Genomic DNA, 22,625 nt, shown 5'->3' with positions numbered 1-22,625 from the left:
GTGAGGGTTGCCTCATCGGGGAAGCGCATTATACGTATAGCGGAACCCCCTGCAAGGGTTTTCGTTGAAATATTTCAAAGTTATTTCAACAGGCCGTTTTACTGCTTAAAACTTAGCCAGAATATGGCTACATCAGGTGTACAAAGACTGATCAATTTCAGGTTTGCGCTGCGGTCCCTGGCCTGGATTTCAAACGGTATCGCCGTATGCGCCAAGCCAGCAATACACCGAATATTGCAAGATAGAACAGCGCCTCCCCCACATCAGACCGCGCCTGCCACAGTAGATGCAAACAGGCTAGCACTGCTGCGGGGTAGACCAGCCTATGCAGTCTCGCCCAGTTGCCACGCAGCCGGCGTTGCATACTGCGGGTGGACGTCACGGCCAACGGCAACATGAGTAACCATGCGATAAACCCGAGCGCGATGTAGGGGCGTTCCGCCAACTCTTCGCCCAGTGCAGCGGCATGCCAGCCAATATAAAACTGCAGAAAGGACGCAAAGTGTATGCAGCCGTAGAAAAAGGCGAACAGCCCCAGCGTGCGGCGCTGCTTCATAACACCCGACCACCCTGTCCATGCCCGCAGCGGCGAGACCAACAGACACAATGCCAACAAGCGCAGTGACCATTCGCCGGTAGAGTGCATCAACGCTTCAGCCGGGTCCGGCCCGAGGTGGCCGGCAGCGGCCGAGTACACGATCCAGATAAACGGTAGCAGGGACAGTGCGATAACAGCCGCGCTGGTGAATCGCCACATACTCAATAGTTCCGCGCCAGGTCCATCCCTTTGTAGAGGCTGGCCACCTGTTCGCCATAGCCATTAAACATCTGCGTAGGGATTCGATTGGGGCGGAACAGCGTCGACGGCAGTCTTCGCTCGGAGGCCTGACTCCATCGCGGGTGATCGACATTGGGGTTCACGTTGGCATAGAACCCGTACTCCCGCGGCGCCAGTGTTTCCCAGGTCGTCTTTGGTCGCTTTTCTGTCAGGCGAATCCGCACAATCGACTTGATACTTTTGAAGCCGTATTTCCACGGCACCACAAGGCGGATAGGCGCACCGTTCTGATTGGGCAGTGTTTTACCATAGAGCCCCACTGCCATCAGGCTCAGGGGATGCATCGCTTCGTCCATGCGCAGCCCCTCAGTGTAGGGCCAGTCTATCGTACTGGTAAACGAACGGGTTCCCGGCATCTCGCGAGGGCGATACAAAGTCTGGAACTCCACATACTTTGCCTCGTTTTTCGGCTCAAACCGGCTGAGCAAATCAGCCAGCGAAAAACCCACCCAGGGAACAACCATAGACCATGCTTCCACACAGCGCAGGCGGTAGATACGCTCCTGTAAATCGAACCCTGAAAGAATGTCCTCCAGATGCAGTGTGCCGGGCTTGTTTACGGCACCATCAACTTCCAGCGACCACGGGTCTACCGTCATTTCATGCGCGTAGCGCGCCGGATCGCCTTTGTCGGTGCCAAATTCGTAAAAGTTTCCGTAGGCGGTCACATCTGAATACGGTGTCGCTTTTTCCGTGGTGCTAAACCCGCCAGCGCTTGAGGTCGGTTCACTATAAACCAGCGGCTCACCGCCAGTGGCAACATCAGCGGACGCAAGACCTGAACCACTGGCGAATAGCGGAAGGGCCGCCAGGCCGGCCGCCCGCATAAAGTCCCGGCGTTTCAGGTACACAGATTCAGGTGTGATTTCAGATGACGCTATGGCGGGTACTACAAAACGCTGGCTCATGGGCTCGCATCCGCTTGACAGTGCATTCTCTTGTTCAGAACGGCAAACCGGCAATTGGTTCCGTGCGGCGCCGCCCGAACTGAGTATTAATCCTGAAGGTGCTTGCGACGCTTGAGAATCTGCATAACTGGTCCGGACAGCGCATAGGCGAGAAAGGCGACCAGCAGGATACTCGGTGGATCGAGTGTGATGAGGCCAAACACCAGCACTACCGCAATCATCACGACAAACGGCACGCGGCCACGGAAATCGATACCCTTAAAGCTATAGTAAGGGAAATTGGCAATCATCAGGAAGCCGACAGTCGCGGTGAGAATCCCTACAAAAACGGACAGCTCGCGCGGCAGGTCGCCTCCGACCAGCCCAATGTCGTGGCAAACCCAGACGGCGCTGGCCAGAATCGCCGCCGCGGCCGGACTGGCCAGCCCCGTAAAGTAGTTTTTGTCTGCCGTATTAATCTGGGTATTGAAACGCGCCAGTCGCAGCGCTGCACACGCGACATAGATAAAAGCGGTACTCCAGCCGAACTTGCCCAGATCTCCAAGCGCCCAGCTGAAAACCACCAGCGCTGGCGCAACGCCAAATGACACCATATCCGACAGACTGTCGAACTCTTCCCCAAATTTACTTGAGGTGTTGGTGAGGCGCGCGATACGGCCATCGAGGCCATCCAGCAACATCGCAATGAAAATCGCTATTGCGGCATTCTCAAAATCGCCGCGCATGGCGGAGATAATGGCGTAGAACCCAGCAAATAATGCTGCCGTTGTGAACAGGTTCGGCAGCAGATAGATACCCCGGTGGCGAACGGTCCGTCCATTCTCCGAGACCTCCTCCTCGTGCTCGTCGACCAACAGGTCCAGACGCGGGGCAACGGTTCCGCTGGCTGAATCCTGCTCAACTGCACCGGCATCAGTTTGCTGTCCGGTTTTGTCGTCTTTTGCGCCCATGCTGTTTTCCACTGTGTCAGTTAGCGGCGTATGGTATCAAACACTGGAACCGTAGGTCTGCCCCGCGACGTCCCAGAAGGATTTTAGCAGAGGGCTGGCCAATCGCTGCCGCAGGCTGCACAACCCAACCACCAATGGCGGCAGGCCATCGCGCACAGCCACCTGCCTGACACGCGACGTCATTCCGCTGGCTTCAATTACCAACTGCGGTGCGATTCCCACACCCAAGCCGAGGCTGACCATCGCCACAATTGCCTCATGCCCCGCCACTTGCGCATAAATACGCGGACGAATGCCCTGCTCCCGAAACCAGGTGTCCAGCATCTCCTTGGTAATGCCGCGCTCCGGCACGATAAACGGTATACCACTCCAATCGATATCACCGCTGCTCGTATCTGCTGCCTCCACCATATCGCGCACCGCACAGTCCGCAGCGGGGACACAGAATTGCAGCGGGGACTCTAACAGTGGCAGAAACTCCATGCGTCTGGGCATCTGGCTGGGGCGCCCACTCACAGCGACATCATCCCTACCCTCCAGAATCCTGCCGATACCATCGGCCTGGTCACCAGTATGCATGTTGATTTCGACCGCGGGGTGCGTGGCCCGAAACGCCTCCAATATGGGCGCCAGCACGCTGTAGGTCGCCGTCACCGAGCAGTACAGGCTAACTTCCCCCGCCAATTCATCCTCATTGCCCAGCTTGCGCCGCAATTGCTGCCACTCAGCGAGGGAATGGCGGGCGTACTCGCGAAACTCACGGCCTGCACTCGTCAAGCGGACACTGCGATTGTCCCGCTCCAGCAACGGCTGACCGAGTTCTTCTTCAATGCGCTGCACCGTCCGGCTCACCGCGGAGACACTCATATGCAGCAGCTCGCCACTGCGGCTGAAATTAAGCGTTTCGGAGACACTGAGGAAGACCGACAGGGCCCGGATGTCCATAAAGAGTACCTTTATTGCAAAATACGCAACACAGTATTAACTATATAGCGTTTTACGCAAGAAATTAAATGCCGTATTGTTCGCCCCCACCCGCAACCATTCACCCGAGGACCTTTGTCATGGGACACAACTATTTCAACACCTTGCCGCTGCGCCTGCAGCTCGATCAACTCGGCAGATGCCGTTTTATGGACCGCTCTGAATTCGCCGATGGCGTCGATATGCTGCGCGGCAAGAAACTGGTTATCGTTGGTTGTGGCTCACAGGGTCTGAACCAGGGGCTGAACCTGCGCGACAGCGGGCTGGATGTCTCCTACGCACTGCGCGAGGGCGCCATCTCGGGCAAGCGCCAGTCCTGGAAAAACGCCACCGAGAACGGCTTCACCGTGGGCACCTACGAGGAACTGATCCCCGAGGCCGATATGGTGCTGAACCTGACACCGGACAAGCAACACACCAGCGTTGTGAATGCCGTGATGCCACTGATGAAAAAGGGCGCATGCCTGTCCTATTCCCACGGCTTCAACATCGTCGAGGAAGGCATGAAAATTCGCGACGATATCACCGTTATCATGGTCGCCCCCAAGTGTCCCGGCACTGAAGTGCGCGAGGAATACAAGCGCGGCTTCGGCGTACCGACACTGATTGCGGTACACACAGAGAACGATCCCAACGGCGACGGTCTGGAACTGGCCAAAGCCTACGCTGCCGGCACCGGCGGTCATCGCGCCGGCGTTCTGCAATCGTCCTTTATCGCTGAAGTGAAATCCGACCTGATGGGCGAGCAGACAATCCTCTGCGGCATGCTCCAGACCGGTGCGATTCTCTGTTTCGACAAAATGGTAGAGAAAGGCATTGAGCCCGGCTACGCCTCCAAGCTGATCCAGTACGGCTGGGAGACAGTGACAGAGGGCCTGAAACACGGCGGCATCACCAATATGATGGACCGACTGTCCAACCCTGCCAAAGTGCGCGCCTTCCACCTGGCCGAGGAACTTAAGAGCATCATGCGTCCGCTGTATGAAAAGCACCAGGACGACATCATGACCGGCGAATTCTCCAGCACCATGATGGAAGACTGGGCAAACGATGACGCCAACCTGCTGAAATGGCGCGCCGCGACCGCAGAAACTGCGTTTGAAAAATCAGAAAACACCAGCGCGGAAATTACCGAGCAGGAGTTTTACGATCACGGGATACTGTTGGTTGCGATGATCAAGGCCGGCGTTGAGCTCGCGTTCGAGGTGATGGTATCGGCCGGCATCATTGCCGAATCAGCTTACTATGAGTCACTGCACGAAACGCCGCTGATCGCCAACACGATTGCGCGTAAGAAGCTGTACGAAATGAATGTGGTTATTTCCGACACTGCTGAATACGGATGTTACCTTTTCGATCACGCCTGCCGTCCGCTGCTGGCAGATTTCATGAGCAAGATCGACACCGATGTGATCGGCAAAGGTATTGAGGGCGATAACGGCGTCGACAATGTCGAACTGATTGCCGTCAACGAAGCGATTCGCAGCCACCCGGTGGAGACTGTCGGTAAAAAACTGCGCGGTTACATGACTGCGATGAAGCGTATCGTTTAAGTCACTTTGTGCACGATGTAAAAAAGGGGCCTATGGCCCCTTTTTTATTGCTCACATCTACAAATCGGCGACTCGCCGAGATGCTTTGATGTTCGCGCAAACCTCGAAATAGCTTGCGCTAGAAAAACACTGCCTAGAGGCTGAGCACCTTTTCACCGCGCGAAATGCCGGCAACACCTGAACGCACCACCTCAAGTATCTCTGCACCCGCCATCGCCGCCACAAACGAATCGAGTTTATCACTCGTTCCGGTGAGCTGGATGGTGTAGACCGTCGGGCCGACATCCACAATCTGCCCGCGGAAAATATCGGTCGTGCGCTTGACCTCTTCACGCGCTGCGCCGGTGGCCCTTACCTTGATCAACATCAGGTCCCGCTCCACGTGGGCGCCCTCGGTCAGATCGGCCAGCTTCACGACATCGACCAGCTTATTGAGCTGCTTGGTAAGTTGCTCGATGCGCAGATCGTTCTCTACCGTGGTCAACGTGAGGCGAGACAACGTGGGATCGTCTGTGGGAGCCACATTCAGCGTCTCGATGTTGTACCCGCGCTGCGAAAACAATCCGACCACGCGTGATAACGCGCCGGGCTCATTCTCCATCAACATAGAAATAATGCGTCGCATGTCAGGTCCTCTCGTTCTTGCTGAGCCACATATCCTTCATCGAGCCATTGGGCGCGATATGCATCGGATAAACGTGTTCCATTGGATCTATGAAAATATCCAGGAATACCAGCCTGTCTTTCATCGCGAACGCCGCCTCCATGGCACCGTCGAGCTCCTCGAGTTTTGTTACCTGGATTCCAACATGCCCATAGGACTCGACCAGTTTGATAAAATCGGGCAGCGAGTCCTCGTAGGTACTCATCGCATAACGACCTTCATACTGCATGTCCTGCCACTGCTTCACCATACCGAGATAGTTGTTTCGCAAGTTGATGATCTTCACCGGTGTGTTGTATTGCTTGCAGGTGGACAGTTCCTGAATATTCATCTGGATACTGCCTTCTCCTGTCACACAGGCAACGTCGCTGTCCGGAAATGCCAGCTTCACACCCATGGCAGCGGGCAAGCCGAAACCCATGGTTCCCAGACCGCCTGAGTTAATCCACCGTCGGGGTTTATCAAACCGATAGTACTGTGCGGCAAACATCTGGTGCTGACCAACATCTGAGGTGACATAGGCATCGCCCCTGGTGGCGCGATACAGGCTCTCGATCACCTGTTGCGGCATGATCATATCGCTCTCGTCGTAGCGTCGCCCGGCATACAATCCGTGCGCTGCTCGCCACTCGTCGATCTGCTTCCACCAACGATCCAGCGCCGCTTGATCCGGAATACTGCTGTCTTTCTCAGTTAACAACTCAATCTGTGCCAGCAATTCGGTCAACACTGACTGCACAGGCCCCACGATGGGGATATCCGCCATCACGGTCTTGGAAATGGACGCAGGATCCACATCGATGTGAATCACCTTCGCACCGGGACAGAACTTGGATACGGTATTGGTCACGCGATCGTCGAAGCGGGCACCCACAGCCAGAATACAGTCACTGTGGTGCATGGCCATATTGGCTTCGTAGAACCCGTGCATACCCAGCATGCCCAGAAACTGGCGATCACTGCCGGGATATCCACCAAGCCCCATCAGCGTGTTGGTTACCGGGTAGTTCAACCTGCGCGCCAGCTGTGTCAACAGATCGCTGGCCTCGCCGAGTATCACCCCACCACCGCTATAAATAACGGGGCGCTTGGCAGCCAGCAACAACTTGGCCGCTTTCTTTATCTGCCCGGTATGACCGCGCTGCGCCGGCGAATAGGAGCGCATTTTGACCGTTTTGGGATAATGGTATTCAAACGTCTCATCGGGCCGCGTGAGATCCTTGGGAATATCGATAACCACAGGACCGGGCCGACCGCTGGAGGCGATATGGAAGGCCTTCCTGATAATCGCGGGCAGGTCTTCGGTGCGCTTCACCATAAAACTGTGTTTTACGATGGGGCGAGAGATCCCGATCATATCCGTTTCCTGGAACGCATCTTCACCGATCAGGTGGCTCTGCACCTGGCCGGAAAGTACTACCATCGGGATCGAGTCCATGTAGGCTGTCGCAATTCCGGTGACCGCATTGGTTGCGCCGGGACCGGATGTCACCAGCACCACACCGGGCTTGCCAGTCGCCCTGGCATAGCCATCGGCAGCATGGGTAGCAGCCTGCTCGTGGCGCACCAGTACATGGGGAACTTTACAGTCCTTGAAAAGCGCATCGTAAATATGCAGAACCGCGCCACCTGGATAGCCAAAGATGTATTCAACACCTTCATCTTCGAGTGCGCGGGCGATCATTTCACCGCCGGATAACAACTCCACAGTTTTTCTCCACTAAAAACGTCCGACGCGTAACCCTCGCCGAGACATTCCAAAGTCATGTGTGGATATCGCTGGAAGAAATACCTGAACAGGTATTTCCAAGCCACACCACCCCCTAAAAGCTCAATACACCGCTCGCAATCTTCCACACGGGGAATACGATCACGAACTGCCTGTGTATCGGTCGCCCTGCGGGGTAGCGCAGTGTCTGGCCCTCAACCCGGCCGATGCGGCACAGATTGAATACGGGACTTACATACGGTTGCAACAAATAATGGGATTGAAGCAGTGAGCCAGAGGCCGAGGGTACTCGACGTTAGCCGTTGCCATATGCAAGACGCGCGTATTGTCGCGCTTGTGGGGCGTCCAAGTCAACCGCAAGGGGCTGGTCACCCAGTACAATGAGGCATTAGTCACATTGCCAGAAGCGGGGATGTGGGGTATTTTTGCGGCAGCTCTATTTGACTGTGGGGACACTACTTTGAAGCGCATATCACTCGCCCGAGCATCCACTCTGGCCTTGGCTGTCATGATACTTGCCGGTCCACTTGCCCAGGCCGGGCAGGTTGTGTACCGCTGGACCGATGATCGCGGCAACCCCGTGAACAGTGATCGCCCGCCACCCAAGGGGGTCGACTATGAGGTGATTTCCACCAATTCCAGCATGGTGCGTCCGGTCGATGCCGAGGAAGGCGCTGTGCCACTGCAAGTCAAACCCAGCCCCTCAAATGAATTCGATCCGGTGGATGCCAGCCCGCCCAAAATCGAGAAGAACCCGGAATATTGCCAGCGCGCCCGAGAGAACCTCGAAACGCTGAATATGAATGTCAGAATTCAAATGCGCGACGAGAACGGTGAGGTGTACTTCCTCTCCGAGGAAGACAGAGCTATCCAGCGCAAAAAAGCGAAGGATTCCATCGAGGTCAACTGCGACTAACCGCCAGTTGAATACACTCAACTGGCGGTCAGATTATCGCAGTCGGTTGCTGCTACGATGCTCAACAATCACGACTTGCTTTGTCGGCTGAACACAGTGTCCGCACCCTGAACGTCGGCCAGTATCACCTCGCCAGGCTGGAACTCACCGGCTAACAGTCGCTGCGCCAGCGGATTTTCCAGTTCCTTCTGGATCGCTCGCTTCAACGGCCTGGCGCCGTAAACCGGATCGAATCCAACTGATACCAGGCGTGCCATGAAGGCATCACTGATTTCCAGCTCTAGTTCACGCTCAGCCAGCCTGTCCTGCAGGTCTCGCAGTTGTATCACGGCTATGCCGCGAATCTGCTCCTCACGCAGCGGATGGAACACCACTGACTCATCGACACGGTTGATAAACTCGGGGCGGAAGTGTGTACCGACAACCTCCATCACCGCTGCTTTCATCGCCTCGTAATCGTCATTCCCCGCCATTTCCTGAATCAGGTGGGAGCCGAGGTTGGACGTCATCACGATCACCGTGTTGCGAAAATCCACTGTGCGTCCCTGGCCGTCCGTCAGCCTGCCGTCTTCCAGCACCTGCAACAGGATATTGAACACATCCGGGTGAGCTTTCTCTACTTCATCGAGCAGCAGCAGGGAATAGGGTCTGCGCCGCACGGCTTCGGTCAGATAGCCGCCCTCTTCATACCCAACATAACCCGGGGGGGCACCAATAAGCCGTGCCACGGAATGCTTCTCCATGAACTCCGACATATCGATGCGCACCATCGCATCATCACTGTCGAACATGAAGTCAGCGAGCGCTTTGCACAGCTCGGTTTTCCCAACACCGGTTGGCCCAAGGAACAGGAACGAACCATTGGGGCGTTTCGGATCGGAAAGGCCGGCTCGGGAACGGCGCACAGCGTTGGACACGGCGGTAATCGCCTCGTCCTGACCCACCACGCGTTCACGCAGCGCATCCTCCATACGCAACAGTTTTTCACGGTCGCCCTCCATCATTTTCGAGACAGGTATGCCTGTCCAGCGCGAAACGACTTCGGCAATCTCTTCATCGGTCACCTTGTTACGCAGCAGCACGGTATCGGTAGTTTCCGACTCCTGCGCCACCTCCAGCTGTTTTTCCAACTCGGGGATCCGCCCGTACTGGAGCTCTGACATACGCGTGAGATCACCTGCGCGTCGCGCCGCTTCCAGGTCCAGTTTTACCTGCTCCAGATCACTCTTGATCTGCGCCGCACCCTGCACGGAGGCTTTCTCACCCTTCCAGATTTCCTCGAGATCGGAAAACTCCCGCTCAACTTTTTCAATCTCCGTATCCAGCATTTCCACCTGCTTTTTCGCAGCCGGGTCGCTGTCTTTTTTCACCGCCTCACGCTCAATCTTAAGCTGGATCAGTCGGCGCTCCAGTTTGTCCATCACCTCCGGCTTGGAGTCTATTTCCATGCGGATACGACTGGCGGCCTCATCGACCAGGTCGATGGCCTTATCGGGCAGCTGGCGATCAGTGATGTAGCGCTGCGACAACCGCGCTGCCGCGATGATCGCGCTGTCGGTGATATCCACACCGTGATGTACTTCGTAGCGCTCCTTCAAGCCGCGCAGGATGGCGATGGTGTCTTCCTCATTGGGCTCATCCACCAACACTTTCTGAAAGCGACGTTCCAGCGCCGCGTCTTTTTCCACGTGCTGACGATATTCATTCAGGGTTGTGGCACCAACGCAGTGCAACTCGCCGCGCGCCAACGCCGGCTTGAGCATATTGCCGGCATCCATGGAACCCTCGGCTTTACCAGCGCCGACCATGGTATGCAGTTCATCGATAAACAGGATGATGCGACCCTCCTGCTTGGCGAGTTCGTTGAGCACCGCTTTGAGGCGCTCCTCAAAATCTCCCCGGAACTTGGCACCGGCCAACAGCGCACCGAGGTCCAGCGACAGTACGCGCTTGTTGCGCATTGTTTCCGGCACCTCGCCGTTGACCACGCGCTGTGCAAGACCCTCGATGATCGCGGTTTTACCCACGCCGGGCTCGCCAATCAGTACCGGATTATTCTTGGTGCGGCGCTGCAATACCTGAATAGTGCGGCGAATCTCGTCGTCGCGACCAATCACCGGATCGAGCTTGCCCTGCTCTGCCCGCTCGGTAAGATCAATCGTGTATTTTTCCAGCGCCTGACGGGATTCCTCCGCCTCCGGGTTGTCCACAGCATCTCCTCCGCGCATTGTCTCGATTGCCGCTTTAAGATTCAGCGCTTGCACACCGCTGGCTTTGAGTATTTCGCCTGCGGATGTTTTGCTCTCCAACATCGCCAGCAGCACAAGCTCACTGGAAATATAAGTGTCGCCACCCTGCTGCGCCAGCTTGTCCGTGACATTCAGGATACGGCTGAGATCGTTCGACATATGAATGTCGCCCTGCGTACCCGATACGGTTGGCAATGCTGCAATCGCGGCATTGGTACTCGCCTGCAGCGCGGCAACATCCGCACCCGCTTTCTGCAACAACGGTTTACACGCACCTCCACGCTGCTCCAGCAAGGCACTCAACAGATGCACCGGCTCTATAAAATTGTGATCTTTACCCAGTGCCAGCGACTGAGCATCAGCCAGAGCGGTTTGCAACTGGTTGGTTAATTTATCCATTCTCATTCGTGATTCTCCTCACTGAATACCCCCTGCGGAGGCACATTGTGTTCATTGCAGTAGTCAATGGGGGCAAATCACCCCATTTCAAGTAGGGTGATTGCATCAGGAGGAGATTTAACGCAGCAGGATCAGGCTGGCCATACGCCCGGTCTGCACGTCCCGTCGATAGGAAAAAAAACGATCGCAGTCGCTGACAGTGCAGTAGCCTCCGCCAAATACGCGGGTTACGCCCGACCGCGCCAGCCGCGCACGGGCCAGCGTATAGAGATCGGCAAGGTAGTGCCCGGGCCGGTTCGCAGCAGGCACAAAGCAGCCTCTGACGGCTGCAAGATCGGCGGGCCCTGCCGACGATAAAAACGCATCGCGCACCTCGGCGCCAACTTCAAAGGCTGCCGGCCCGATGGCGGGGCCCAGCCAAGCCAGCAGGCGCTCGGGGGGCGCGGCCATCGCCGCCACAGTATTTTCCAGAACACCTGCCATCAGGCCACGCCAGCCGGCGTGGGCGGCGGCGACCGCATCTCCATCGAGAGAGCACAACAACACCGGCAGGCAGTCTGCCGTCATGACCGCACACACAGCGCCGCGTGTGCGACTCCACTGGGCATCTGCGGCCGGCATTGGACCACCCTGCCCAGCTTCCACAACAGCGGAACCATGAACCTGGGACAACCAGTGAACACCCGCATCTGTTGGCAGCGCGCTGGACAGTATCCTTCGGTTTCTGTCTACAGCACGTGCGTCATCACCCACATGATCGCCCAGATTGAGGCTATCGAAGGGCGCCTCGCTACACCCGCCACGGCGCATTGTCGACAGGGCGTACACGCTGGCGGGGGCGGGCCACTCGGGTTTAATACAGGGTGGTATCACAGGCAAAAGGCGGGTCTTCCGCCTCCAGAACGGCAATCAACTTCACAATATCCTCGGGCAACGGGCATTCGAACTGCACATGCTCGCCGCTGGCGGGGTGGATAAACCCCAGCGAGCGAGCGTGCAGAGCCTGCCGCGGGAAGTGCCGCAGGGTCTCCACCAGTACGTCTGACGCGCCCTTGGGGATACGCGGCCGACCGCCGTAGAGGGGATCACCGATAAGCGGGTAGTGCCGGTGGGACATATGCACCCGGATCTGGTGTGTTCGCCCCGTCTCCAGGTTGACGGTGATCCGGGAGTGATGACCAAAGCGCTGCGCCAGGCGGTAGTGGGTGATGGCCGGCTTGCCCCCCACGGCCGTGACTGCCATTTTCTTGCGCTGGCGGGGATGGCGCCCCATAGGCGCATCGACGGTGCCTCCCCCCGTCATCGCGCCTATCACCAGCGCGCAGTACTCACGCTTGACGGTCCGTGCCTGCAATTGCTCAACCAAGTGGTGATGTGCCGGCAGGGTTCTGGCGACCACCAGCAACCCGGAAGTGTCCATATCGAGGCGATGGACGATTCCGGCGCGCGGCAACATTGACAGCTCGGGCGCATGGGCCAGTAGTGCATTCACCAACGTACCCTGTGCATGCCCGGCAGCCGGATGCACGACCAGGCCGGCGGGTTTGTTGACGACGAGCAGGGTATCGTCCTCGTACACGACATCCAGAGCGATATCCTGGCCCTGCCACGCCACTTCCGCCTCCAGCTGCGCGTCTATCTGCACGCTCGCGCCCACAGGCACTTTATCGCGTGGGCGACACTGTTTTCCGTCCACCGATACGGCACCCGCCTTTATCCACTCCTGCAGGCGAGACCTGGAATACTGCGGGAAAAGCCGGGCCGCGACCTGATCCAATCTGCTGCCGTGCATCTCTTGTGGCACACTGGCCTGAAGCTCCACTCTATCAATCATCACAATTCCTGTTTATGCGCCCGCTCGCCTGTGTTTAAATACCGCAGCAACGGCAGCCACGCTGAGTAGAATGTTAACACGCTGGCGTGAACCATTAGGTGGAAGCATGAAATACATACTTGTCATTATATTCAGCCTGACTCTCTTTGGCTGCTCCAGCACCGAAGAGTTACCCGACATAGCTGCAGATGCCGGAGAACAGCAGATCTATGAGGATGCCCAGCGCTATCTGCGCGGCGACAACTACGACATGGCCGTGAAGAGCCTGGAGCTGCTGGAATCACGCTACCCGTTTGGCAAATACGCCGAACAGGCACAACTGGAGCTTATCTACGCCCACTACAATGCCTACGAGCACGAGGCAGCTGTAGAAGCAGCTGATCGCTTTATCCGGCTGCACCCGCAGCATCCCAGTGTCGATTACGCCTACTACATGAAAGGCCTGGCCGCCTACACCGTCAATGAGGACATTTTTGCGCGGTTTGTGCCCACAGATCAGGCCCAGCGCGATACTTCGCAGGCCAAGGAAGCCTTTAGTGAATTTGCGCAGTTGGTGTCGCGATTCCCCAACAGCCCCTACGCAGCTGATGCCGAAGCCCGCATGTTAGCGCTGCGCAACCTATTGGCCCGCCACGAAATCATGGTCGCCAACTACTATCTCCGCAGAGGTGCCTATCTCGCCGCAGTCAATCGGGGGCGATTTGTCGTGGAAAACTTCCAACGCACACCCGCTGTGGCAGATGGTCTAGCGATTATGGCGCAGGGCTATCTCTTTTTGGGGATGAAAGACCTCGCCCAGGAATCGATTACCGTGTTGGCCGCCAACTACCCCAACTACCCGGCTATTAACAAGCAGGGCCAGTTCGTGAGCAATTACACGATGGATGGCGAACAGAACTCCTGGATCAACAAGGTATCATTCGGCCTGTTTGATCCGCCCACGCCACCCCAATTCGACCACCGCCCGGAAGTGTAACTGCCTGCGGGCCTGAGCGTGCCGGCCGCTAATCCCCCAGACGCCAGCCCGAGGTAATCGGATAGCGTCGGTCGCGGCCGAAACCACGTCGTGTAATTCGCACACCGATCGGCGCCTGTCGGCGCTTGTACTCATTGATATCAACCAGCCGAAGGACCCTGTGCACCTGCTCTCGGTCCATGCCTGCGGCGATGATTGCCTCGGCGCTGTAATCCTGTTCCACATACAGCGCCAGGATACGGTCCAGCACATCGTAGGGCGGTAAGCTGTCCTGATCCTTCTGATCCGGCGCCAATTCTGCCGAGGGCGGGCGATCAATCACCCGCTGGGGAATACACGGCCCGCGGGAATTGCGGTAGCGGCACAGATCGAATACCAGTGTTTTGGGCACATCCTTGAGCACATCAAAGCCACCGGCCATATCGCCATAAAGCGTAGAATAACCGACGGCCATCTCGCTTTTGTTGCCCGTGGTCAGCACCAGATAGCCTTTCTTGTTGGATATGGACATCAACAGCACACCGCGACAGCGCGCCTGTAAATTCTCTTCGGTTGTGTCCGGGCCAGTCCCGGCAAACTCCTCGGCGAGGCTGGCCATAAACGCCTCGTAAATGGGCTCGATGGAAATCACCTTGTGCGTCACATTCTGCAGGCTGGCCTGTTCCGCCGCATCCTCGACGCTCATCTGCGAGGTATAGCGGAACGGCATCATGATCGCCTCGACCCGATCCGGCCCGAGCGCATCCACCGCCACCGCCAGTGTCAGGGCAGAGTCAACGCCGCCTGACAAGCCCAGCACCGCGCCCCGGAACCCGTTCTTGTTCACGTAATCACGAACACCCAACACCAGTGCCTGCCACGTCGCCGCCAGTTCCTGCTGCTGCGGCTCAGGCTCGGGGCCCACAATACTCGCTGGCTGTTGCGTAAAATCCAGCTGCAGCCAGTACGCGCCCTCCTCAAAACCGGGAGCAGCGGCGGCCACAGTGCCATCGGCGGCCACAGCAAATGAACCACCGTCGAAGACCAATTCGTCCTGCCCTCCCACCTGGTTGACATAGACGATGGGAATACCGGCCTCGCGAGCGCGCGCAGCGACCGTATCCCAACGCTCGAGCCTCTTACCCTGGTGATATGGCGAGGAGTTGATATTGAGCAGCAGTTGGGCACCGGCAGCCGCGGCCTGAACTGCGGGCGTGCGCTCCCAGATATCCTCACAGATACTCAACCCCACGACGACTCCATTGATGGTGACAGTGCAGGGTTCGCTACCCGCCGTGAAATAACGCTTCTCGTCAAACACCTGGTAGTTGGGCAGACACTGCTTGTGGTATTCGGCCACAACGCGGCCGCGGTGCAGTACACCGGCGACATTGTAAAGCGCACCGTCCACGCGCAGCGGGTATCCGATAACCAGATACGCAGAGCCCTTCATCGCCGCGCAGATGGCCGCCAGAGACTGCTCCACACGCACGGCGATACTGGGCCGCAGTAACAAGTCCTCAGGCGGATAGCCGCTGAGGGTAAGTTCGGGACAGACCACTACCGGCGATTCATGTTCGTTCTCGGCCTGTGCTACTGCTTCGATAACTTTCTGGGTGTTGCCCTCAAAATCACCCACGAGGGTGTTCATCTGGGCCATCAGGATATTCAGGGTGCTCATGTAACTTCAGACGCTCTGGTTTGGCGGAACGCCATTGTCCGAAAAAGTGCGCTCTATAGCCAGTCCTTGAACAGAACAATACCTGATACAATGCCCCGCAAACGGACTCTAAATAAAAGCCATAAGGCCAGCGCACGGTGAATCGCACAGCCATTCTCACAAAACCGGAGGCTCACTCTCCCAGCCACCAGAATCTGGCAATGTTTCGCGTCTACGTGGGCTACCGCTCGCTGCTATCTATCGTCCTGCTGATCATGCTGGTGAGTCCCAATACCCGGCAGCTGGTGGGCACGCTTAACCCCGCCCTCTACACCACCATCGCACTAGCCTATCTGGCCACCAGTATTCCGCTGGTAGGTTCACTCTCCACCCGCCTGAACCAGAGCCAGAGACTGATGTTGCTGGTATTCCTGGTCGACATTATCGCGATTACGCTGCTGTCGGACAGCAGTGGCGGCATGATCAGCGGTCTACCTGTATTGCTGGTGATCACGGTAGCCGCCAGCGCGGTGCTGATCTCCAACCGGACCCTAGCGACGTTGATTGCCGCAATTAGTGTAATGGCAATTCTGCTCGATACGGTGTGGCTTATACTGCATGACGTCCTGGACAGTAGTTCACTGTTTCCCGCCGGTATTCTGGGGCTGCTAATTTTCGGTGTTTCGCTCATTGTGCAGCCCATTGCGCATCGCCTCGGCAGGGCAGAAGAACTGGCCCGCAATCGGGCGAGCGATCTGTACAGCTTACAGCGCCTCAATGAGCAAATCGTGCAGCACATGCAAACCGGCATCCTGCTGGTCAATAGTGATGGTGTTGTGCGCATCATGAACAAGGCAGCAATCAGCCTGCTCGCACCCGAAAGACCCGTCACGGTCGAACAGGGACGGCAGCTCGCCGACTACTGTCCGGAGCTCGCCTACCAGTTCGAACACTGGAAAAATTCTGGCATACACCGAGCCAAACCATTTACGGTGATGGAAGGTGCACTGCCGATGATCGCCAATTTTCGAGAACTGCAGCCTAATGCCAATGAGGAAGCCCTGGTATTCGTAGAGGACTACACGCCCGTTACCCAATACGCTCAGTCTCTAAAGCTTAACTCGCTGGGGCGGCTGACAGCGAGTATTGCCCACGAGATTCGCAACCCCCTCGGAGCTATCAGCCACGCCGCGCAGTTACTACAGGAATCTCAGGACCTGACAGCCTCTGACAAGCGTATGGCAGATATCATCCAGAATCATTGCGAACGGGTAAACCAGATTGTGGAAAGCGTTATGCAGATCTCACGCCGCGAGCCACCAAAACCGCAGTACCTGTTACTCGCGCCGTGGTTGACCGAGTTCGTCAGCAGCTACCTCAATGCCCTCAATCGCGAAGCGGAAGTGACAATCGATTGCGGCTACAAGGAATTGCTGGTGGAATTTGACCCTGAAAACCTGCAACGCGTGTTCGCAAACCTGCTCGATAACGCACTGCGTCACAGTAAACTGGCAACCGGTAAGGAGTCTGCGCGCATAGAGGTCGACCTCGACTCCTCGCTTCATCAATGTCAGGTCGACATTATTGATGCCGGCGCCGGCGTCCCGTCTGCCGATCAGGCGAAACTGTTTGAACCCTTTTTTACTACTATGGCAGAAGGCAGTGGCATGGGCTTGTACCTGTGTAAGGAACTCTGTGAAATCAACAATGCGGATCTGTTCTACCAGACAACCCGCAAAGGTGAGAGCTGTTTCCGTATCTCCATGAACCAACGAGCGCACTAATGACCCAGACTGTTTTAATAGTGGACGACGAACCAGATATCCGCGAGTTGCTGGATATCACACTCAGCCGCATGGGACTCGACACGCACAGTGCCGCCACACTGGGCGAGGCGAAAGAGATGGTGGATCGCATCAAGCCCGACCTGTGCCTGACAGATATGCGGCTACCTGACGGCAATGGAATCACTCTGGTGGAGTTTATCCAGCAGGAGTTTTCCCATATCCCGGTGGCGATGATCACCGCGCACGGCAGTGTGGAAACAGCCATCTCAGCCCTCAAAGCCGGAGCGTTTGATTTCATCAGCAAACCCATTGAGCTGGAAAATTTGCGCCGATTGGTCAGTTCGGCACTGCAATTGGAGGGCGACACCAGCCGGGCGCAGGATGCCGTAGATCAACAACTGATAGGGTCGGCACCGGCTATCCAGGGTCTGCGAAAGCAGATTTCCAAACTCGCGCGCAGTCAGGCGCCCGTACATATCCACGGTGAATCCGGCAGCGGCAAGGAAGTCGTCGCGCGCCTGATTCACAGCACAGGCGCCCGGGCCAGTGGCCCCTTTGTCGCGGTAAACTGTGGCGCTATTCCTCCCGAATTGATGGAAAGCGAGTTGTTCGGGCATATGAAAGGCAGTTTTACCGGCGCCAATCAGGATAAGGTCGGCCTGTTTCAGTCAGCATCGGGAGGGACACTTTTTCTCGATGAAGTCGCCGACCTACCGCTGAGCATGCAGGTCAAGTTGCTACGGGCTATCCAGGAAAAAACCATCCGCCCGGTGGGTGCTAGCGAAGAGCAACACACCGACATCAGGCTGCTCAGCGCCACCCACAAAAACCTTGAGATAGAAGTACAGGCTGGTCGATTCCGTCAGGATCTCTACTATCGAATCAACGTCATCGACGTAATGGTGCCGAGTTTACGAGAACGGCTTGAAGATTTGCCGGCGCTGACCACTGCAATTCTTAACCGGATATGTTCGGCGGACGAAAAAGCTGCCAACCTGGACAAATCTGCGCTGGCGGCATTGAGTAAATACAGCTTCCCCGGCAATGTGAGGGAGCTGGAGAACATGCTGGAACGGGCGCTAGCGCTGTCCGATGGCGAAGGAATCACTGCCGACGACCTGCAGTTTTCCAGCACCGGAGTCGCGGGTAAGGCCGCCACCCCCATAGAGGAACCGGTAGAGCGTGCAAGCACAGCACAGGGGCGCTCGGTACACGAAGCATTTGGCGATCTCGAGGGCTACCTGGAAGATCTTGAACGGGAGATCGTCAGCGCCGCGCTGGAGGAGTGCCGCTGGAACAAAACAGCGGCGGCCAAACTACTGGGAATCAGCTTCAGAAGCCTTCGCTATCGACAGAAAAAACTGGGGCTGGATGACTAGCGCAACCCTGCTGGTGCGTTATCTACTGCTCCCTTGCCAAATGGCGTTATAAACCGCCCACCTATTGGCTCCTGTCGCCGTTACCAACAGCGCAGCCCGGAGTTATCACCGGAAACATGCCTGGCACCATTCGCGTCGAGACTGAGAGTCCCGCACTCGCGGTCAGCGGCCTGATCGAGCTGCGGCGCGGCGTGCAGCGTGAACGCATTGGTATGCGTTGTCAGCTGGATAAGATACACCCGGTTCCCATCTGTGTTGGCGACCACTGCACCGCGCGCATCAACTGCATAGGGATGCGTGGGGTAGGCCAGCTCAGTCAACGTCTCGGCGTACCGTTTGTGCGTCACAAAGAACTGCTCTTGTCGCATCAAGGTCTCCTGCAAGGCCGCGACTCCCATGCTGCGTCGGGTCTCCCTGAGTTGGCGCTGATAGGCAGGCAGAACGAGTACTAGCAGCACGGACAGAATACTGATCACCACCAGTAGTTCGATCAGGCTAAAACCGCCTCTTCGCTGAACCACCATCGATCGATATCCTCCATTCCTGCTGAAAGCGCTCTGTTACAGAGGGTCGGCACCCGGCTCCCGCCAGTAGATACGGTAGAGCTTCGACGCATGACTGGGCACCAATTGCGTGACATCGCGCGAGTCATCGCGATCCGGATCATGGAGTTCTATTCCTCCCCCGGGTAAAAAAATGGCATCGGCCACCGCTACGGGGGCCGCGGGAATATCCTCACCCAATTCATAGTGCCGTACCGTGTTTGCCACTGCCGCGCCGCTGCGAAGCTGCACAACATATAAGGTACCCTGCCCCTTTCCAACGGCACAGGGAGAGACGTCGCCGGGCGTATATGTGGACGCCAATACTCTGCCACCATCTGTCAGGGGGGTGGACAACCCCTTCTCGCCAGGCTGCCCAAAGCGTATATACCACCCTCGCTCGGTGCGCCGATCCACACAGGCGACCCTGCCCCCGCCCTCGGAGACCTCCTCCGAGCCGTCAATACACAGTGTTTGATCATGTAAGTCTGACATCCGGTATCTACCGGGAGGTGAGCTCAGATCGTTCTCGCCCCGCACCGCTGCACTACCCGTCAGTACTTCCCGGTCCTTGATATAGAACAACGCATTCTCTACTACTGTTTCATTTGGGTCGGCGCGGTTGCCGCTTTGTATCAATAACCCGTCAAATCGCCCGACGCCATCGTAGGATTGCACGATATCCGGCGCATGGAAAAAACGCCTGTCATCGCGCTCCGAACCGCCGGTTTCGGCTGCATCCGCGCCAAGGTCGGCCAGCTTGGTGATAAACCATTTGGCCCTGCGATGACCCGCGCTGCCATTTCGATTCGGTGGCAAGTCGACCCGCCATACGGCACCGCCACTATCCCCAACGTATAAACGGTGAACAACACCTTCGGGCGTTACTAACGCAGACACGGCAGAGGGAATGCTATCGACAAGACCGGCGTGGGTATAACGGGTGTTGGTACTGCTGCCGGTTTCTCCCTGTACAGCTTTCCAAATCAACTCTCCCGTACGCGCGTTGACAATGTAGATAGCGTTGCCGACGCTATCGTCGTCTGCATTGAGATCTTTGCCGCGCCTCGCTGTAAAGTCATCGGTCCAACCGCCGTTATACCCCCCGGCAAAAAACAGCACATCCACAGGGCTGCCGCTGTAGTTCACTTTGCCAACCACGGGCGTCGAAAATGTCAGGCCCAACTCATCAAAATCACCGCCCACAGTGCGGCTGACCTTCCAGGCCAGTGTGGGCACTTCATCCGGCGCACTGATATCGAGAGCGTAGTAGCTGGAACCGCCACGGCGCAATCCAAAATACACATATGCCTCATCACCAGCTGCGGCATCGAGTGTCCCGTCGGCATTGTGATCAACACGTAGCACCACCGGAGCACCGTCTACACCATAGTGTCGCGGCAGGCCTGTGGCCTGATCGGTGCGCCGCTCCAGCAAGGCGTCAAGCGACTCACGCGGATAAAGCCCAAACACCTCTCGGCCAGACTCATGGCCATCGCTATCGGTACTCTGCAGCACGTGAAACAGGCCATCCTGACTGCCGAACAACACCCGGACATTGGGGTTTTCCGCACTGTAACCGGCAGTAGCACCGTAATTGAGGGCGACCGGATGCGAGTGTATCACCGCGCCCAGTATCCAGTTACGTGCGCCGGCCCTTCCGCTATCGACGTCCTGCCCTCTTGCCCACTTGATCAGGTCCAGGCGCTGCTCCACGGTCAGCGCGTTTTCAGAATCCAGCAGTGCACCGAGCGTGTCGACAGTCGCCCCATCGGCATTGAAGGGCAACAGTGTCTGTCCGCTGTCCGGTATGTAATAGAGCTGTCGCGGGCCGTAACCATTGATAGCGGGATCCATATTGGTATCACCGACAAAATACTCAACATCGCCATCGTTAGCGCTCCGGTAATTGACGAAGCCGTCAATTTTTTGTCCGGCGCCGCCTCGCGCTACCACCGGTCCATCGGCATCATCGGGAATGTTCACGCCGTTCCCCGCAGACAAGCTTGTGACATCTGTCCAGAATGTCAGTGCATCCTGACGCAAACGCCCTTTGTTTTCTCCTGATAGTTCATAAGCAGCAACACCGCGCGCATCTACTACCCGATCATAGGTACCCTGAGTGTGGCCACGGTCGTTATCAGTGTCACTTGATAACTTCAGCTTCTTGAGATTTCCGGGCCAACCGGTGCCAGATTGCGGCAGGAAAAGCGCAACCAGCAGCGTATCCAGCACCCTGCCCTGTGAGAGCACGTCATCGGCAAAGGTTGCCGCATGCGATTGCCCTGCGACAGAAACTCCTGTCAGCAGTGCGTGGGTCAAGCCAGCCTGCAATGCCCGTGGCTCGTTGACGTACAGCACAGCTTCATCGCCACTGGCCGCTGCGTAGCTGAGCGCATCCCCTGGGCGATCACGACTGGTAACGACCCAGCTCGTTTGCAAGGGCGCCCCGATACTCAACTGCGGCAATAAATCTGTGCTGCTATCGTGCAGATAGGCCAACAGTTGAGAGAAAGAATCCAGTTGTTGGTCCGGAAATTGCGCTGCGATCACTGCATCGAGATCGCTATCGCGGTCGGCCTCGCCAAGCGTGAACAGTATGGAGTACAGCTTGGGACACGCATGCTGACCTGTGAAGGGGGTCAGGTACCTGCCATCGTCAATAATCGACTCATCATAATCGGGTGAGGGCTCTGCACTGCCGAAATTACCGGATGTATTCTGGCCCAACGCTACATCACCGCCAGCGAGGTATCGCAGCCATTCCAGATAGGTCTCACGAGGCTGCATCAGATGCGTCGACTCCGCACTGAGAGCTGGAATGGCCTTGAGTGTTGCGCTCAACTGCGCACGGTGCGTACGCAATCGTCGATAGCCCTCAAGGATCGTACCGCCGCCCACGCCGGCGCCGCCTTCGTCGACTGCATTATCCTGGTGATTGGAGATAAGCAGCGATACAAATACATCATTCAACAACGGGTTTTCCAGTACAGCTGACAAGACCGCCGTAAACACACCGGGAGCAGTGACGGACTCGCCCTGCTGATACGAGTCGCCGAGATGGCGATACGCCTGCTCTGACAAGAAGGGTGGCCCGCAGTCGACGCCGTACGTGCACAGTGTGGCATCTACATTGCTATCACCCAGACCCAGCACCACCTGTACAAAAACGCCCTGTGCGTGCGCTCCAGACATATACGCTTCGATATCGTCTGCCCATACCGTATTTGTGTTGATCAACGCAGATAGCAACAGAACTTGTAAACGATGTGTCATAG

General features: G+C 57.1%; 17 protein-coding genes. 5 read left to right on the top strand and 12 right to left on the bottom strand.

Features of this window, described 5'->3' with window-relative positions; translation table 11 throughout:
- Positions 1-157: 157 nt before the first annotated feature.
- The 4 genes from AC0L6S_RS22525 to ilvY all read right to left on the bottom strand — a co-directional run bounded on the left by AC0L6S_RS22525 (position 158) and on the right by ilvY (position 3,641).
- Positions 158-757, bottom strand: coding sequence for a protein-methionine-sulfoxide reductase heme-binding subunit MsrQ (locus AC0L6S_RS22525; RefSeq protein ID WP_473426362.1), 600 nt, complete (start codon positions 755-757; stop codon positions 158-160).
- A 2-nt stretch (positions 758-759) separates the two neighbouring features.
- Positions 760-1,746, bottom strand: a complete 987-nt coding sequence (msrP, locus tag AC0L6S_RS22520; protein ID WP_473426361.1) for a protein-methionine-sulfoxide reductase catalytic subunit MsrP — start codon at positions 1,744-1,746, stop codon at positions 760-762.
- 86 nt (positions 1,747-1,832) lie between these two features.
- Positions 1,833-2,696 carry a CDP-diacylglycerol--serine O-phosphatidyltransferase gene (pssA, locus tag AC0L6S_RS22515; RefSeq protein WP_473426360.1) on the bottom strand — a complete coding sequence of 288 codons (864 nt, stop codon included), beginning with the start codon at positions 2,694-2,696 and terminating at the stop codon, positions 1,833-1,835.
- A gap of 36 nt (positions 2,697-2,732) precedes the next feature.
- Positions 2,733-3,641 (bottom strand): HTH-type transcriptional activator IlvY, encoded by a 909-nt coding sequence (ilvY, locus tag AC0L6S_RS22510; RefSeq protein WP_473426359.1) that lies wholly within the window; start codon positions 3,639-3,641, stop codon positions 2,733-2,735.
- Positions 3,642-3,760: 119 nt separating this feature from the next.
- On the opposite strand from ilvY, the gene ilvC reads away from it, so the two are divergent.
- Positions 3,761-5,233: a ketol-acid reductoisomerase gene (gene ilvC, locus AC0L6S_RS22505; RefSeq protein WP_473426358.1), complete on the top strand. Its 1,473-nt coding sequence runs from the start codon at positions 3,761-3,763 to the stop codon at positions 5,231-5,233.
- 133 nt (positions 5,234-5,366) lie between these two features.
- On the opposite strand, the gene ilvN is transcribed toward ilvC, so the two are convergent.
- The gene (ilvN, locus tag AC0L6S_RS22500; protein ID WP_473426357.1) at positions 5,367-5,858 is read right to left on the bottom strand and encodes an acetolactate synthase small subunit; all 492 of its coding nucleotides are present in this window, start codon (positions 5,856-5,858) and stop codon (positions 5,367-5,369) included.
- Between the two features lies 1 nt (position 5,859).
- Positions 5,860-7,605: an acetolactate synthase 3 large subunit gene (locus AC0L6S_RS22495; RefSeq protein WP_473426356.1), complete on the bottom strand. Its 1,746-nt coding sequence runs from the start codon at positions 7,603-7,605 to the stop codon at positions 5,860-5,862.
- A 481-nt stretch (positions 7,606-8,086) separates the two neighbouring features.
- Here AC0L6S_RS22495 and AC0L6S_RS22490 point away from each other — a divergent pair, with 481 nt between their 5' ends.
- On the top strand, positions 8,087-8,542 hold the full coding sequence (locus AC0L6S_RS22490) for a DUF4124 domain-containing protein (protein ID WP_473426355.1): 456 nt from the start codon (positions 8,087-8,089) through the stop codon (positions 8,540-8,542).
- Positions 8,543-8,610: 68 nt separating this feature from the next.
- Here AC0L6S_RS22490 and clpB read toward each other — a convergent pair whose 3' ends face one another.
- The 3 genes from clpB to rluD form a co-directional block, all read right to left on the bottom strand.
- Positions 8,611-11,196: an ATP-dependent chaperone ClpB gene (gene clpB / locus AC0L6S_RS22485; protein ID WP_473426353.1), complete on the bottom strand. Its 2,586-nt coding sequence runs from the start codon at positions 11,194-11,196 to the stop codon at positions 8,611-8,613.
- A gap of 111 nt (positions 11,197-11,307) precedes the next feature.
- Complete coding sequence (gene pgeF / locus AC0L6S_RS22480; RefSeq protein ID WP_473428680.1) at positions 11,308-12,063, bottom strand: peptidoglycan editing factor PgeF; 756 nt, start codon at positions 12,061-12,063, stop codon at positions 11,308-11,310.
- Positions 12,044-13,024 (bottom strand): 23S rRNA pseudouridine(1911/1915/1917) synthase RluD, encoded by a 981-nt coding sequence (gene rluD / locus AC0L6S_RS22475; protein WP_473426352.1) that lies wholly within the window; start codon positions 13,022-13,024, stop codon positions 12,044-12,046. Before rluD ends, pgeF begins: the two co-directional genes overlap by 20 nt.
- Before the next feature lie 106 nt (positions 13,025-13,130).
- Here rluD and AC0L6S_RS22470 point away from each other — a divergent pair, with 106 nt between their 5' ends.
- Positions 13,131-14,000, top strand: a complete 870-nt coding sequence (locus tag AC0L6S_RS22470; protein ID WP_473426350.1) for an outer membrane protein assembly factor BamD — start codon at positions 13,131-13,133, stop codon at positions 13,998-14,000.
- A 28-nt stretch (positions 14,001-14,028) separates the two neighbouring features.
- Here AC0L6S_RS22470 and AC0L6S_RS22465 read toward each other — a convergent pair whose 3' ends face one another.
- Complete coding sequence (locus AC0L6S_RS22465; protein ID WP_473426349.1) at positions 14,029-15,660, bottom strand: NAD+ synthase; 1,632 nt, start codon at positions 15,658-15,660, stop codon at positions 14,029-14,031.
- A gap of 137 nt (positions 15,661-15,797) precedes the next feature.
- Between AC0L6S_RS22465 and AC0L6S_RS22460 the strand changes: the two genes are divergently transcribed.
- Together AC0L6S_RS22460 and AC0L6S_RS22455 are read left to right on the top strand one after the other, a co-directional pair.
- Positions 15,798-17,423, top strand: a complete 1,626-nt coding sequence (locus AC0L6S_RS22460; protein WP_473426348.1) for a sensor histidine kinase — start codon at positions 15,798-15,800, stop codon at positions 17,421-17,423.
- Positions 17,423-18,805 carry a sigma-54-dependent transcriptional regulator gene (locus AC0L6S_RS22455; protein WP_473426346.1) on the top strand — a complete coding sequence of 461 codons (1,383 nt, stop codon included), beginning with the start codon at positions 17,423-17,425 and terminating at the stop codon, positions 18,803-18,805. The genes AC0L6S_RS22460 and AC0L6S_RS22455 overlap by 1 nt, the downstream gene beginning before the upstream one ends.
- An 80-nt stretch (positions 18,806-18,885) precedes the next feature.
- Here AC0L6S_RS22455 and AC0L6S_RS22450 read toward each other — a convergent pair whose 3' ends face one another.
- Positions 18,886-19,329 (bottom strand): type IV pilin protein, encoded by a 444-nt coding sequence (locus tag AC0L6S_RS22450; RefSeq protein WP_473426344.1) that lies wholly within the window; start codon positions 19,327-19,329, stop codon positions 18,886-18,888.
- Between the two features lie 36 nt (positions 19,330-19,365).
- On the bottom strand, positions 19,366-22,623 hold the full coding sequence (locus AC0L6S_RS22445; protein WP_473426343.1) for a pilus assembly protein: 3,258 nt from the start codon (positions 22,621-22,623) through the stop codon (positions 19,366-19,368).
- Positions 22,624-22,625: the final 2 nt, after the last annotated feature.

It is taken from the genome of Halioglobus sp. D3-4, assembly GCF_055809315.1.
This window is presented reverse-complemented; position numbering and strand designations above follow the sequence as displayed.

Bases quoted from the DNA above. Each gene is read 5' to 3' on its own strand.
- AC0L6S_RS22525 (WP_473426362.1), bottom strand. From the start codon at position 757: ATGTGGCGATTCACCAGCGCGGCTGTTATCGCACTGTCCCTGCTACCG.
- msrP (WP_473426361.1), bottom strand. From the start codon at position 1,746: ATGAGCCAGCGTTTTGTAGTACCCGCCATAGCGTCATCTGAAATCACA.
- pssA (WP_473426360.1), bottom strand. From the start codon at position 2,696: ATGGGCGCAAAAGACGACAAAACCGGACAGCAAACTGATGCCGGTGCA.
- ilvY (WP_473426359.1), bottom strand. From the start codon at position 3,641: ATGGACATCCGGGCCCTGTCGGTCTTCCTCAGTGTCTCCGAAACGCTT.
- ilvC (WP_473426358.1), top strand. From the start codon at position 3,761: ATGGGACACAACTATTTCAACACCTTGCCGCTGCGCCTGCAGCTCGAT.
- ilvN (WP_473426357.1), bottom strand. From the start codon at position 5,858: ATGCGACGCATTATTTCTATGTTGATGGAGAATGAGCCCGGCGCGTTA.
- clpB (WP_473426353.1), bottom strand. From the start codon at position 11,196: ATGAGAATGGATAAATTAACCAACCAGTTGCAAACCGCTCTGGCTGAT.
- rluD (WP_473426352.1), bottom strand. From the start codon at position 13,024: ATGATTGATAGAGTGGAGCTTCAGGCCAGTGTGCCACAAGAGATGCAC.
- AC0L6S_RS22470 (WP_473426350.1), top strand. From the start codon at position 13,131: ATGAAATACATACTTGTCATTATATTCAGCCTGACTCTCTTTGGCTGC.
- AC0L6S_RS22465 (WP_473426349.1), bottom strand. From the start codon at position 15,660: ATGAGCACCCTGAATATCCTGATGGCCCAGATGAACACCCTCGTGGGT.
- AC0L6S_RS22455 (WP_473426346.1), top strand. From the start codon at position 17,423: ATGACCCAGACTGTTTTAATAGTGGACGACGAACCAGATATCCGCGAG.
- AC0L6S_RS22450 (WP_473426344.1), bottom strand. From the start codon at position 19,329: ATGGTGGTTCAGCGAAGAGGCGGTTTTAGCCTGATCGAACTACTGGTG.
- AC0L6S_RS22445 (WP_473426343.1), bottom strand. From the start codon at position 22,623: ATGACACATCGTTTACAAGTTCTGTTGCTATCTGCGTTGATCAACACA.